The organism is Brevibacillus centrosporus, from assembly GCF_003710815.1.
Classification (GTDB): domain Bacteria; phylum Bacillota; class Bacilli; order Brevibacillales; family Brevibacillaceae; genus Brevibacillus; species Brevibacillus centrosporus.
This window is the reverse complement of record NZ_RHHP01000043.1, coordinates 1-13,068: the sequence shown is the minus strand read 5'-3', so window position 1 is coordinate 13,068 and position 13,068 is coordinate 1. Positions and strand designations below refer to the sequence as shown.

12 protein-coding genes, 1 other RNA gene and 2 pseudogenes are annotated in these 13,068 nt (G+C 40.6%); 14 read left to right on the top strand and 1 reads right to left on the bottom strand.

Features of this window, described 5'->3' with window-relative positions; all coding sequences use genetic code 11:
- Window positions 1–118: 118 nt before the first annotated feature.
- The 9 genes from smpB (at window position 119) to EDM55_RS27120 (ending at window position 7,597) form a co-directional block, all read left to right on the top strand.
- Entirely contained in the window at window positions 119–592 is a 474-nt protein-coding gene (smpB, locus tag EDM55_RS27160; RefSeq protein ID WP_055745511.1) for an SsrA-binding protein SmpB, read from the top strand.
- Window positions 593–846: 254 nt separating this feature from the next.
- Window positions 847–1,203, top strand: a transfer-messenger RNA (tmRNA) gene (gene ssrA / locus EDM55_RS27155).
- 182 nt (window positions 1,204–1,385) lie between these two features.
- The gene (locus EDM55_RS27150) at window positions 1,386–1,721 is read left to right on the top strand and encodes a helix-turn-helix domain-containing protein (protein ID WP_122961842.1); all 336 of its coding nucleotides are present in this window, start codon (window positions 1,386–1,388) and stop codon (window positions 1,719–1,721) included.
- Between the two features lie 501 nt (window positions 1,722–2,222).
- The gene (locus EDM55_RS27145) at window positions 2,223–2,729 is read left to right on the top strand and encodes an NUDIX hydrolase (RefSeq protein WP_170184456.1); all 507 of its coding nucleotides are present in this window, start codon (window positions 2,223–2,225) and stop codon (window positions 2,727–2,729) included.
- Between the two features lie 133 nt (window positions 2,730–2,862).
- The gene (locus EDM55_RS27140) at window positions 2,863–3,540 is read left to right on the top strand and encodes a helix-turn-helix domain-containing protein (protein WP_122961840.1); all 678 of its coding nucleotides are present in this window, start codon (window positions 2,863–2,865) and stop codon (window positions 3,538–3,540) included.
- A gap of 146 nt (window positions 3,541–3,686) precedes the next feature.
- Window positions 3,687–5,123, top strand: coding sequence for an RHS repeat-associated core domain-containing protein (locus EDM55_RS31340; protein WP_141295725.1), 1,437 nt, complete (start codon window positions 3,687–3,689; stop codon window positions 5,121–5,123).
- A 2-nt stretch (window positions 5,124–5,125) separates the two neighbouring features.
- The gene (locus EDM55_RS27130; RefSeq protein WP_122961839.1) at window positions 5,126–5,380 is read left to right on the top strand and encodes a hypothetical protein; all 255 of its coding nucleotides are present in this window, start codon (window positions 5,126–5,128) and stop codon (window positions 5,378–5,380) included.
- Window positions 5,381–5,556: 176 nt separating this feature from the next.
- Window positions 5,557–6,513, top strand: a complete 957-nt coding sequence (locus tag EDM55_RS27125) for a phage lytic cycle repressor MrpR family protein (RefSeq protein ID WP_122961838.1) — start codon at window positions 5,557–5,559, stop codon at window positions 6,511–6,513.
- 169 nt (window positions 6,514–6,682) lie between these two features.
- A complete protein-coding gene (locus EDM55_RS27120) occupies window positions 6,683–7,597 on the top strand; it encodes a phage/plasmid replication domain-containing protein (RefSeq protein WP_122961837.1) in 915 nt (304 codons plus the stop codon).
- A gap of 252 nt (window positions 7,598–7,849) precedes the next feature.
- Here the strand turns inward: EDM55_RS27120 and EDM55_RS27115 are convergent, their stop codons facing one another.
- Window positions 7,850–8,050 carry a helix-turn-helix domain-containing protein gene (locus EDM55_RS27115; protein WP_122961836.1) on the bottom strand — a complete coding sequence of 67 codons (201 nt, stop codon included), beginning with the start codon at window positions 8,048–8,050 and terminating at the stop codon, window positions 7,850–7,852.
- Window positions 8,051–8,210: 160 nt separating this feature from the next.
- On the opposite strand from EDM55_RS27115, the gene EDM55_RS27110 reads away from it, so the two are divergent.
- From EDM55_RS27110 to EDM55_RS27090, 5 genes and pseudogenes are all read left to right on the top strand, one after another.
- Window positions 8,211–8,990 carry a recombinase family protein gene (locus EDM55_RS27110; protein WP_122961835.1) on the top strand — a complete coding sequence of 260 codons (780 nt, stop codon included), beginning with the start codon at window positions 8,211–8,213 and terminating at the stop codon, window positions 8,988–8,990.
- Between the two features lie 139 nt (window positions 8,991–9,129).
- Window positions 9,130–10,361, top strand: a pseudogene (locus EDM55_RS27105) (IS110 family RNA-guided transposase).
- A 31-nt stretch (window positions 10,362–10,392) separates the two neighbouring features.
- Window positions 10,393–10,524: pseudogene (locus EDM55_RS31545) on the top strand (RHS repeat-associated core domain-containing protein); the annotation flags it as partial.
- Between the two features lie 595 nt (window positions 10,525–11,119).
- Window positions 11,120–11,473: a hypothetical protein gene (locus tag EDM55_RS27095; RefSeq protein WP_122961834.1), complete on the top strand. Its 354-nt coding sequence runs from the start codon at window positions 11,120–11,122 to the stop codon at window positions 11,471–11,473.
- Between the two features lie 843 nt (window positions 11,474–12,316).
- Complete coding sequence (locus EDM55_RS27090) at window positions 12,317–12,958, top strand: replication initiation factor domain-containing protein (protein ID WP_259676109.1); 642 nt, start codon at window positions 12,317–12,319, stop codon at window positions 12,956–12,958.
- Window positions 12,959–13,068: the final 110 nt, after the last annotated feature.

Below are 13,068 nucleotides of genomic sequence, written 5' to 3'. Positions count from 1 at the left end.
ACAGTTGTGTAATGGCCGTTTATGCGGCATTTGCCGGGTAAATGGCTTGCCACACTGGTTAAAATTTGCTAGACTTACTGGTACGAAACGCAGGAAAATCGCAAGTGAGGTGATCTCCATGTCAAAAGACAAAGCCGGGACCAAAACAGTTGCCCAAAATCGAAAAGCACGCCACGACTATCACATCGAGCAAGTATTTGAAGCGGGTATCGAGCTGACCGGAACGGAGATCAAATCTGTGCGAGCTGCCCGCGTCCAGCTCAAGGACAGCTTCGCCCGTGTGCAAAATGGCGAGCTGATGCTGTACAACGTGCACATCAGCCCGTACGAGCAGGGCAACCGCTTTAACCATGAGCCGGAGCGTACCCGCAGACTGCTGATGAGACGCTTGGAAATTCTCAAGCTCAACGGCCTGATCCGCGAGAGAGGCTACTCGCTCGTACCGCTCAGCATTTATTTGAAGGGCGGCTGGGCCAAAGTCGAGCTGGCGCTGGTCAAAGGGAAGAAGAACTACGACAAGCGCGAGGATCTCAAGAAGAAGGACGCTGCGCGCGAAGTGGAACGTGCCTTGCGTGAGCGGCAGAAGGCGTAGGCTGGTATAGCTGCACTTCGTTACAAACCGCCACCCGCACAATGGCGGGAATGTACACGACTATAGCGGTGGCAAAGAAAGTTTGACTTTCCAAGTCTGGTTCCCGATGGCATGGCTGGCAGGAATCAACGTTGAGTTTTGCTTGGCCAATGTGCTATAGTTAAGGAGCAGTAAACAGTACACTGTTAAACACAGTCTAGGTGCGGAACATGATGGTTGTCTCTTCACCTAGACTTTTTGTCACCTCTTATCCTGGGGGCGTTCTGGATTCGACGGGGATGGTAGAGCATGAGAAGCGAGCCGGGGGGTTGCGGACCTCGTCATCAACGCAAACGCCATTTAACTGGCAACAAACAACTTTCTCTCGCTGCTTAATAACCAGTGAGGCGCTACCATTCCATCGCCCATGTGGCATGACTAGCGCTCAACTTTAGTGGGATACGCCGGAGGCTTCCGCCTGGAGCCGAAGGAAGAAGATCAATCAGGCTAGGTGCCAGGTCAGCGCGTCACTCCGCGAATCTGTCACCGAAACTCTAAATGAGTGACTGCGCTCGGAGATGCTCATGTATCGCTGTTTTCGGACGGGGGTTCGAATCCCCCCGCCTCCACCTTACATATCAGTGATGTCACCTGTAAAGGTGTGACTTAAATCAAATCTTTGCCGCTTTGGCAAGTATATGCTTTAATAAACTCTCGGCAAACAAATGCTTTAATTATATACACCTAAAAGAAGTCCTCAATAAAATGAGGACTTCTTTGTATATATTCCCCATTAATTAAGGAGGAGTCTAAGATGAATGATATTGGAGGAAGAATAAAATATATACGCAAGATTAACAACATGATTCAAATTGATTTTGCTGCTTTGATGGGTATCTCTCAAGGTACGTTAAGTGAAATAGAAAAGGGAAAATTAAAACCATCAGTGGAAACGTTGTATGAAATAAAGAAGCATTTTAAGATTGACTTAAACTGGTTGGTGATGGGGGGGGTTGAGTCGTCCCAAGTAACATCATTAGATTATGAATTAATTAGAAAGACGAGGGAACTAGACTTAATTTGCCAAAAAGAGATTGAAGAATTTATAGAATTTAAAATACATAGAAAGATAAGGAATAATCTTAAATAGCTAACTTCAGTAAAAAAAGTATAGAAAAAAGTAAAAATATAATCTGGACAAATGGTATTATTAGTTCAAATTCGATGCTGAGTGATTATAGGGGTGATAAAAGTGGGTATTGAGGACAATATGTACATGATGACGAGCATTCAAGACTCTACTATGATCCTCATGATCATAAAAAATGGTTCATAACTCATATCGGAATAAATAATCAAACTAAGCATTACCCAATTCCTTGTAAAGGTTGCGTAAAATAGACTGAGATTTCACCGATTTAAAAGAGCGAGACAAAGCTGAAACAAGACCTTGGAGGAATTATATTCAAGGTTGGTGACTACGCTAACGGGTTCTATAGCGAAAGAAGCTGCAACGGTGAAGGCAGCTTCTTTTTTACAGAAGTAAAGGGAAGGATAGTTGAGCAACAGTAGCTAACAAAAGCTCTATTTAGTTTAACTTTACCTACCAAAACATTTGGAATATCATTACATTTATATCCAATTTAAGGGAGTGGTTAGCATATCTCAAATTCTGAAATACAGGGCGGCTTCACTTTGTATCATTTGGAAAGAGGAATCAATATTGTTAGAACAATTTCCGGAAGAGGACGATGTAATCACTTTTCGTCCAGTCGGCGGAACTATCGAATACGGTGAAGACAGTAAATCTGCTGTAATTCGTGAAGTGAAGGAAGAAATCAATCAGGAAATTACTGAAGTAAGGCTATTGGGAATCATTGAGAATATTTTCCCTTACTATGCCGAGACTGGTCATGAATTCGATTTTATATATGAAGCAAAGTTACTCTCCAACAAATCTTATGAACACGAAGCTATTGAAGGTTTCGAAGGGGAAAACAAATTTATAGCAGTTTGGAAACGTGTGACCGATTTTAAGGATAATCCGAATATTAAGCTTGTCCCAGACGGATTATTAGAAATGTTGACCAACCAGGGGAAATCAGAAAGTATTAACGAAATAAAACACATTAATACCAAGGACATATTGGAGTTTTGATGACCCATTATTGTTGTTATACTAACGGGTTCGTTAGTTCAAAGACAACAGCGGCAGTCTAAGACTGATATGCTCCCCATACGGTAGACAGGCGAAATAATAAAAAGCTTGCTATTGTGAGGGGAGCTTTTTCATGTCTAGAGGTAAATATAATGCTTTGGAGAAACTCGCCATTCTCGAAGAAGTATCAAATGGGGAAATTGGTTTCCTGGCAGCTGCGAAGAAATATGAGATTAACAAGACGACTTTAATGAAATGGCAGCGTCGGTACAAGATGTATGGATATGAAGGGTTAGAGCGTCGTACGCATCTTCAACGCTATAGTGCTGAGCTTAAGCTCCGAGCGCTAAAGGATTACCTTGAGGGGGGATTGTCTCAGTACCAGATCATCGATAAATACAAGATTGCTAGCACGAGACAGCTTTTTAATTGGATCAACACGTATAATGGTCATAGCAGCTTAAAAGCCTATAAAGGGGAAGCAAAAGCTATGACAAAGGGTCGCTCTACGACTTGGCAAGAACGAATTGAGATTGTGCAGTATTGTCTGGCACATGAACATAACTACCAAAAGACAGCTGAACATTTTCAGGTCTCCTACCAGCAAGTATACCAATGGGTGAAGAAATTCGAAGATGGCGGTCAGGATGCGTTAAAGGATGGCCGAGGGAGAAAGAAAACTCCGGAGGAGTTAACAGAGGCCGATCAACAGAAACTCAAGATGAAGAAGATGGAGTGCGAAATTGAGCGACTTCGGGCGGAAAATGCATTCTTAAAAAAGTTAGAGGAGCTAGAAAGAAGGCGACGCTAAATCAGACACGGCAGGAAACAATTTACCTTGCCATCCAAGCGCTTCAAAAAGATACGTCAATTAGCGTTCAACTCCTATGTGAAATTGCAGGAATTGCACGCTCAAGCTATTACAAGTGGCTAAATCGCAAACCCGGTGCTCGAGAGATGGAGAATGAGCAGTTTACCCAGATGATGATGACCATCTATGAGAAAGTGGAGCACACCTTTGGCTACCGTCAATTAACCCTGCATATGCGAAAACAAACCGGAAAAACCATTAACCATAAGCGCGTAGAACGGTTAATGAAGGTAATGGGAATCAAGTCTGTTATCCGGAGAAAGAAAAAGAAGTACACAAACGCCACGCCGCAGCAGGTGGCGGAAAACCTACTAAACCGTCAATTCAATGCCGATGCACCTTTTGAAGGGAAAAAGTCCGTTGATAACGGGAGTGTTACGTACACATTTGATGAACGAAACCGACTACGTGGTACTTCTAATGCCAAGACAGGAGATACTTCAGCCTACACCTACTTTGGAGACGGATTGCGTGCTACAAAGGTGGAAAATGGTACTGAAACAAAATACGTCTACTTGAATGGGAAGGTCGTTGAGGAGCTTGATGCAGTTGGAAATGTCCAAGCACGGAACATCTGGGGTAATGAGCTTTTATTCCGAAAGGACTTTGCATCTGGAGAAAGTGGTTATTATGGGTATAACAGTCACGGTGATGTTGTGTCTGTTAGCGATAATAGTGGGAACGACCTGAATACGTATGAGTATGACACCTGGGGAAAAGTAGTTTCCCAGACAGAGGGTATGACTAACCCGTTTAAATATAGCGGAGAGGTTTATGATGAAAAGACTGGATTGTATTATTTACGTGCGCGGTACTATGATCCAAGCGTAGGGCGGTTTATTTCGGAGGATATGTATAAGGGGCAAGTGGATAATCCGCTCTCATTGAACCGCTACACATATGTTCACAACAACCCAGTTAACAATATTGATCCTACTGGGAATTGGTGTGAGTCGGCAGATGGCAGATGGTCACATGGAGGAAGTTGTAATAGTTCCTCTTCATCGTGGAGTCCTGATTATGAGCATATTGGTAGTAGAGAGAAATATGATGGTAGACCTTATGGAGATCGTTTCACAAAAGATGATTTATCAAGTTATGACAAATATATACTTTGGATGAGAGGGGATAACCAAGTTTACCTTAATTCTAGTAGAGAAACTCAGTTACAGTTACGACAGTGGAATCTACAAGAATATATGGCAGATCAGATAGAAAAAGGTTATCCTGATTTTCTTGCAGGGATAAATCTAGATCCAGACGCACTAACTAACTATCCAAAACTTACCGATCATTCTGTAACAACAGGTAGGAATCTGCCAACGTCTAGCAGACCAAATTCTTCAATGGACTTGATGGATGAAGATGGAGATTTGAAAACAAGAAGATATTATGGTTCTGATGGAAGAGCATTGCGAGATGTTGACTTTACTGATCACGGAAATCCTAAAATGCATCCAAAAGTACCACATGAGCATGATTGGGACTGGACCAAAAAACCACCCCGAGGACGATGGAGGTAAGAATGGAAGAAAATTTGAGATACTCTTTTGAACAACTTGAAGAAGATTTAGGTTTAGGGCATGAGATAGAGTTCGTTTATCAAGGCGAAAAATATTCAATAACCCAGACCGATAAAGGATGGAACATCATGAAGTTTTATGACTATGAGACTCTTCAAATTTTCAATAACGTCATGGATTTATTGAAGAATGCTAGAATAAAGTCAAAGCTGCTTAGAGATATTTGGGTTGATGTTGAGGTTACCACTATCTTCTAATCATTTACATCGAACCCCAGACGAGATCAACTCGTCTGGGGTTTCTTTTTGTAAATTATGCAGAGGAAAAAGTTGAAAAATAAACCTTGCATTAAACTGTAAATTTATAGTATTATCACTTCAAGCGATCCTAATACTGAAATTTATAGTAATACCGTGAGAGTAAGGTGCAAACTATGTATAACCCTGAAACAAAGTCAACCTTTCTTCATAGATACAAGGAAAATACTCAAAAAGCTTACTCCAGAGTCTTCAATCTAACGATGCAATTTGAAATGGAAAAGCAAAAGGAACTGTATAATTTTACGCTAGAAGATATTGAAACAGTCTTACGTAGCTTTCATGCCACTACAGGTGATTCGATCAATACGGCTGGACGTACTATTTCGGCTTATCTAAACTGGTCAATTGAAGAGGGACTAAAAAAGGATAACAATCCCTTGGAGTCTGTAGGAAAAGAATGGTTTACTCGCTTGGTTGGGAATGCACACCATTTATTTTTCACCAAGCACGAAGTGGATGAGATGATTGTTCAATGTAACAATTACCAAGATGCTGTCATCCTTTCTTTGCTTTTCGAAGGAGCAGAGGGGAGAGAAGTAAGTGAGGCTAGAAACCTAAAAAGGGAACATGTTGATGAAAGCACCCATCAACTGACATTGATCAATCACAATGGGGATAGAAGGGATATTCACGTTTCAGAACAGTGTATCAAGTTGGTTTTGGGAGCATGGTATCAGAAGGAGTACCTCAAAGGAAACGGTATAGTCGAAGCCGCTAACCTGAAAACGACAAGTGAATTAATCGAAACAGGGTATGTCATCAAGCCATCAAAGACGAGAAATGTTCACGTAGAACAAGTGAGTCCTCATGTCATCTATGGTCGGTTGTCTACGTTAGCAGACTATTTTGGATTTGATCATCTCAAGGTTAAAAACATTCAGCGTAGTGGAATGATCTGGATGGGAAAACAACTGTTAGAACGTGATGGTGTACTCGGAAAAAAGCAGTATTTTGAGATATGTGAACAATTCGGTGTGAGCAAAGTAATGAATGGCAACAAGCTTGAGTATCTTTGGTGGGGAATGCAAGATTTCGTGAATCCCGAAATGATTGCAACGTTATATAATTAAGCTTCTTCCCTGCGTAATGAATCGCTGGGAAAGAAACACCGAATAAAATCAAAAATTTATTGTAAATGTATGAAGGAGGTGATGAATCGTGTGAGTTGCTATATTTTGTTATAACAAGCTAAATCACGTTCAATATATTAAAATTTATAGTAAAAAGGAGAGATTTTTATTGTTTGATTCCATGAAAATGAAAGTGAGTCCTGTATTTATCCAACCAGAAATGCTACAACAATACAATTTAACATCTTTTACATACCGCAATCAGAAAACGGGTGTCATAACCACATATAAAATACAAGACGAGGTTATTCCATATATCAAGTATCAAGATGGGAGCAAAGCCCTAACGATTCAAGTTTCTATTCCTAAACTACTTTATGGAAATAATGTTAAATCCATTGAACAATCAGATATTCCTACCTTCTTTCAACGAGTACAGGAACGATTACAGCTATTATTCGGTATCCATATTGCCCATGAAGATTGGAGAATTACCCGTTTAGATGTTTGCTGCAATTTCCATGTTGGGAATCGAACAGGGGAGTATATTCGTCAGTTAAGCAAAGGGAAAATGCCATATAAAGACACGAGAAACTATAATCATGATGAAACCGTAGAGTTTTTTAACAAAAGTAGTAGAGTCATGCTATACGACAAGTACAAGCAATGTAAACGCATAAAGGAACCGAAGGAAGTCATTGAACAGTCTAAGGGGATATTGCGATTGGAAATCAGACCAAGTGACAATGACTTGAAAAAGTATTCCAAAGAGAAGAGAGCGATTAATCTTGTCACGGAGTCCTTTTTTACCTACATAATCAAAATGACACTTGAGGGACTACCGTACACAGAAAATGTGGAGTCCATTGATTATGCATGGCTTTTGGATAATAAGGAGGATATATCCATGATTGAGACTTATCTAGGCTACACTATGTTTAAAAATTTGTTCCAAGAAAATGGAATAAGGGCAATTTATACACCTTCCACTCTTGCTAATCGTAAGAGTATGGCAAAGCAAATAACCATCCCGAAAAAGGAAGCGTTAAAAAGGTTAGAGATTATTGATTCAGTTCAGGGATGAAGACATCCACCCAATTGAATCTGTTACGTTTACGATAGCGATAATAATTACAGAATATTGTATTTGATTCAAGGTGCCAAAGCGTGAAAAGTAGGAGGAATAAGGACAAATTGGTACAACCTATGGAAAAAGGATGCATTGACGATTAGAAGGGTGGGGGGCAAATTACATCTAAAGCCGAATCTAGCACCGAAGATAAGCGCCTTGCACATCGAGTTCCACGGTGAAGTTGTAGAAATTTACGATAAGCAGCTAATCAATTTCAATAAGCTGCTCAATAGAAATGTTTAAAGTCTTACATATGAGTTCTAATGTTTCAAAATAAATACTATTTGCCGTATTGGAACAGAGATGACTAATAGTATTGGGGCGAAGTCCAGTCAAACGAGCTAACTCACGTTGGGACATACCCCGACTAGTTAAGATTTCATTTAGACGTACTTTAACTGACATTTCAAATACTCCTTAGAAAAATGACTATTTCCATTAAGCTTATCACATTTCTATCGATACATAAAAGTTGTTGATTGTATCGGAATGGCGATATAAAATGTTATTGTATCGTATATGCGTTACATCAATTTTAATTCCTGTAACGGTAGGTGTGAAACGTATGGAAAAAGTAGTCGGTTATGTCAGAGTATCCACCAAAGGACAGGTAAAGGATGGGTACAGTTTATCGTACCAAGTGGAGGAGATCGAGCGCTTTTGTAAGGAGAATAACCTAGAAATGCTAGGGATCTCCAAGGATGAAGGAATCAGCGGGGCAAAGGTGGACGAGAATGGATTAACGATTGAGCGTGAGGGATTACAGGAATTACTCGCTAATCTTCATTGGCACAGCGTAAGCCATATTATCGTTCTCAACACTTCCCGATTGTGGAGAGCCGACATGGTGAAAGTCCTCATTCAAAGAGAATTAAAACGGCACAGTGTAGACGTAAAAGCAATTGAACAGCCCAATTATAGTATTTATGCCCATGACCCTAATGATTTTCTGATCAATGGCATGATGGAATTACTCGATCAATACCAACGTTTGGAGATAGCGCTTAAACTAGGGAGGGGAAGAAAAAAGAAAGCTCAACAAGGAGGATATGCAGGGGGAGGAGTTGCTTTCGGATATACGGCAACGAAAGGACAAAAATCCATTCAGATAGATGAGAGACAAGCGGAGACGGTGCGGAGATTGTTTTCCTTACGTGAAACGAATCCCACTTGGTCACTCACCCAAATGGCTCTACAGCTAGACGTGGAGGGCTACAGAACCGCTCAAGAAAAATCATTTACGAAAGTGCAAGTAAAGCGAATCCTAGACCGTGAGGGATTCTACAAAGGGCAGTATACATACAGTCACATTGAATCACAAGGTATTCATCAACCAATTATTTAGAACCTTTTCAGTTGTCTAACAGAGAATGTACGAGCTGACGTATCCGTGCGTGTTCATCGACATGATTAACGCTTGTTCGGAGGGTGCTGACATTCTTTGCATAGGCAATTGAAAAGTAAATCAGAAGAGGGGGCACTTTATGCATCATAAACTCAAATACCTTTACATAGGTGTAGACTTGCACAAGAATCATCATACAGCAGTGATTATCAATTGTTTTCAGGAGAAGAAGGGAGAAATTCAGTTCAGAAACAAACCATCAGCTTTCCCTGAGTTCTTGAAATCGGTAAAAAAGATAGCTAAGAAGGAAAACTTGACTCCTGTTTTTGGTCTGGAAGATGTGGGCGGCTACGGAAGAGGACTAGCTATATTCCTTATCGAAAACAAGTATGAAGTAAAATCTGTAAATCCTGCACTCACGGTATCCATGCGGAGAAGCAGTCCAAATAACAAGAAAACAGATGCGTGGGATGCAGAGTGTGTGGCACGAATCCTTGTTTCCGATTTGGATACACTTCCAACCGCTAATCCCAATGACCTCTACTATGCCATTTCACAGCTTGTCACAAGAAGAGCGAACATTGTGAGTGTTGTAACAGGAATCAAGTTACAGCTTCATCAGTTGCTAGGCTATCACTATCCGAGTTAAAAGAAATTCTTCTCACAAGTAGATGGGAAAACGGCATTAGCTTTCTGGATGAAATATCCTTCTCCCAGTTGTTTGAGCGGGGTGGGTGTGGACGAATTGGCTAACTTCCATACAAGAAGAGCAATCGCTACATGACTACCAAGAAGGCAGAAGAAATTCTATCTATCGTACAACAAGACGGAGATACATCGAAGGACTATCAAGGGGTCAATGATTTTCTTGTAAAAAATGTGGTTCGGGACTTGATTATCAGGGAACATCAGCTAGAGCAAATTGATACAGAGTTGGCGAAGCATCTTGCATTACTGAATTACAAACTAGAGACGATGCACGGAATTAGTACGGTCACGGCCGCGGAATTAATTGCGGAGATTGGCGATATTTCACGTTTTTCCAGTGCTGACAAGTTAGCAAATTTCGCTGGGATTGCCCCTGTTCAGCATAGTTCAGGGAACAAGCAGAAGAGTAAAAAGAGCAAGTTAGGCAACCGTAGCTTGTACGATATCTTCTATAACCTTGCAATTCGTCAACTGGGTGTATCAAGGGCGAAGAAACCAAATCATCCTGTCTACCACGCATACTACGAGAGAAAACTAGCAGAAGGGAAAACCAAGTGGCAAGCGATTATTTGCGTGATGCGTAAACTGGTCAACGTCATATACAGCATGATGAAGTACAAGACGGAATATAAAATGCCTGAGCTTACAAAACAGGCGGCGTAGTGAGCGGGGTGGTAGCAGAAATGTTGCCACCTATCCTTTATCCATAGAGCGCTTTATCATGGAGGATACGTATAAAGGGCAAGTGGATAATCCGCTGAGTTTGAATCGGTATACGTATACTCATAATAATCCTCTAAAATACCATGATCCTAGTGGTCATATGCCTGTTTGGTCATTAAATTTAATTTCAGGAACATATAACTCAGGTGCAGTAGCCGACTGGGAAGCATCAATGATGGTATTCGGTGGTAATACTGCTCTAGGTAATGGAAAACATACGTCTCTCTATACTCCATTCCATGAGATAGCACAAATTAATGTAGCGAAAAAGTTATATGAAAATACTGGAAAACAGCCTGAGTTAGAGAAGAGTTTAGAAACGGGCGAGACTGAGTTTTTCGGTTTACTGAAAAAGAAATATGAAGCCGATATTGTCTTAGGAAATCAAGTTTGGGAAGTTAAGCCCTTGAATGGACAAGACCCTAAGCCGCAACTCGAATTATATAAAAAAATTGGAGGATTGATAGAAGGGAAGAAGTTAAATACAATCTCAGGTATAACTGTTTTCGACCAGATAAAAATGGAAATCACATTCCCGAACAAAGGGGAAGCGCGGTATTCTATGTATGTCCAAAACGATAATGGTACGAGAAAGGCATTAACGACTGTTGGTGCAGCAGTCGTAATTGCTAAAGGACTTGCTAAGATGACACCTTTGGGTAAGCGTTTATCGCCAGGATATTAAAGGGGGGGTTACTTTGAGCAAATGGGATGATATTGAAAAAATCTATAGTTCTCCAGAATTTGTTGCAAAAACGGGAACAGTAGTTAAAATCAGCGTAGAGTTGGATAACGAGTTAGATGAATATGATAGGGAAAATCTCCCTACTATAATCGACACGTGGGCATTCCCGAAGAATGAAAAGGATATCAGACCTTTTACGTTGCAGGACTTTTCATTCGTTGAGAAATCTTTTGAGGCAGAGATTAAATACAAAAAAAAGGATAAAGAAATTGACGAATTGAAATTACTTTGTCAAGATTTACTTGATTTCTTTAACTACTACAACGTCCACATGACTAAATGGAAATGTATTCTTTTAATGGAATAGCGTTACCAACGGAAACCCAGACGAGTAATCGACTACTCATCTGGGATTTCTTTTTGCTTATTAAGCCCAATTGGGCGGCGATTAATATAGACCCTACCCAGTGCGGAATAAACCGCTTTATCACCAAATAGGCAACATAACCCTTGTAATACCCGTACAAAGTTTTTATGAAATGGAGTGTACGGACATAATGCTCTAAAAATATACCCTAATTCTACTTTCCGATATTATTGCATTTCCTTAAAAATCCCCAGTTACCATCATTAATCCACGTAATTTGCTTATCCTCCCTTTCTCCCGTTTTTCTCAAAAATCCATGAAAAACGCAACTTTTAGCCTGACTATTTCGATAGGGCGGATGAGAGGACAAAAATCTCTTCATTGCAACTATCCAGATGGATGAAACGATCATTACTATGCAAAGGAACATGAAGCAAAATGGACTCTCGCAACTAATGAGTATGGTGTCCCGACTATTAAACAGTGTAAGGGTCAAAATCAATCTGGTAACGTGCCAGTTTCATATAGCATTTGGGAAGGACATGTGAAAGGCTAGCCACCTCCCCTCTAATTTAGCCAGAAATTCATCAAAATTTTTGGAGGGGTAAGAACATGACCAACATCAAGCTGTCGATTGATAAGATTGTCATTGAATACAAGGATGTGCATTGGAAATTCTTTAATCCATTTAAGCGAAACATCTGAGACTACTATGGTATCACCGAGTCTATCGGGAAAGCAGATTGGGGATTTAAGTATCATCTTCATATCGAATTGTCTCATGAAGCCTACTTACATATCTCCTATCAGCCATACCATGAGCCGAAAGCACACAAGCACTCTTTGCGTATCGAAACGCATCCAGACTATCTGCCTGAGTTCAAGCACCTTTTAGATACGCTTTATCAAAACGCTAGTTCGATATGGTTTGTTCGCTGTGATGTCGCATTTGACATTCCTAGTCCGATAACTAACGTGTTTACTTCATCAAAGACCGGGCGGCGGATGAATCTGTATGAAGGAACAAGATACTTTGGTAGAAAGAGTCAACGTCAACAGGCAGGCTACTGTAGGGTGTATGACAAGAGGAAAGAGCAGGAGGAACGGAAAGGCAAGAAAACAGTGGGGGAACTAACCAGAGTGGAAATTGTTTATCGACCTGCTGAAAAGATTCCGATGGAGTCCCTCATTCAGTATCCCCCTCAGTTTAACAACTTGTACTTCTGTCAAGTTCTGAATGACCTCACTCCATTGAAGCCGGAGAAACGGGCAATTGCCCTTGCGGTACAGAATGGATTGATGACAATGGATGAGTTTACTCCACATCATAAAAGAACGATTATGCAATTGCTTGCCGATCAAGAAACGGTCGATTTCGATGAAATTGCATACGAACAATGGGAAGAGAATGTACTTGTTCCATGTGCATTGATATGTGGAAAGGTAAAACGAGCCATTCCTGTAATGAATGAATTTGGGGTTTGAATAAAAAAAGCACCTTCTGTAAACTGGGAAACGTTCCGTCCAAAGAACAATTACCCGTACAGGAGGTACTCCACAATGAAGTATAAGCGATCGAAAAAGCAGAATCAACG

Bases quoted from the DNA above. Each gene is read 5' to 3' on its own strand.
- smpB (WP_055745511.1), top strand. From the start codon at position 119: ATGTCAAAAGACAAAGCCGGGACCAAAACAGTTGCCCAAAATCGAAAA.
- EDM55_RS27150 (WP_122961842.1), top strand. From the start codon at position 1,386: ATGAATGATATTGGAGGAAGAATAAAATATATACGCAAGATTAACAAC.
- EDM55_RS27140 (WP_122961840.1), top strand. From the start codon at position 2,863: ATGTCTAGAGGTAAATATAATGCTTTGGAGAAACTCGCCATTCTCGAA.
- EDM55_RS31340 (WP_141295725.1), top strand. From the start codon at position 3,687: ATGGAGAATGAGCAGTTTACCCAGATGATGATGACCATCTATGAGAAA.
- EDM55_RS27130 (WP_122961839.1), top strand. From the start codon at position 5,126: ATGGAAGAAAATTTGAGATACTCTTTTGAACAACTTGAAGAAGATTTA.
- EDM55_RS27125 (WP_122961838.1), top strand. From the start codon at position 5,557: ATGTATAACCCTGAAACAAAGTCAACCTTTCTTCATAGATACAAGGAA.
- EDM55_RS27115 (WP_122961836.1), bottom strand. From the start codon at position 8,050: ATGTCAGTTAAAGTACGTCTAAATGAAATCTTAACTAGTCGGGGTATG.
- EDM55_RS27110 (WP_122961835.1), top strand. From the start codon at position 8,211: ATGGAAAAAGTAGTCGGTTATGTCAGAGTATCCACCAAAGGACAGGTA.